Here is a 208-nt window from a genome sequence, read left to right on the forward strand (position 1 = left end):
ATGACAGTATCCATTCCTGCTCGCATATCCATGGGCTGGGTAGAGAGCCAAATTTCATTGATACGGATCATGTTGCCAGTGCCTTGAGTAATTCTGCCAAGGCAGGTATTTCTGATGTCTGCCATTTTAGCTGAATATCATTATTCGTATGAGGCACGGTGATACACAACGTGATCCTCTCATCAATAGGTTGGCTGATTGCAGCAGT

General features: G+C 44.7%; 1 protein-coding gene. It reads right to left on the minus strand.

Features of this window, described 5'->3' with window-relative positions; genetic code table 11:
• Nucleotides 1–67: 67 nt before the first annotated feature.
• Nucleotides 68–208 (minus strand): IS66 family insertion sequence element accessory protein TnpB (locus ACEO2X_RS14870; RefSeq protein ID WP_371972231.1); only part of this gene is annotated, 141 nt, incomplete at its 5' end.

Source organism: Acinetobacter sp. AL9, assembly GCF_041464035.1.
Taxonomy (GTDB): Bacteria; Pseudomonadota; Gammaproteobacteria; order Pseudomonadales; family Moraxellaceae; genus Acinetobacter; species Acinetobacter towneri.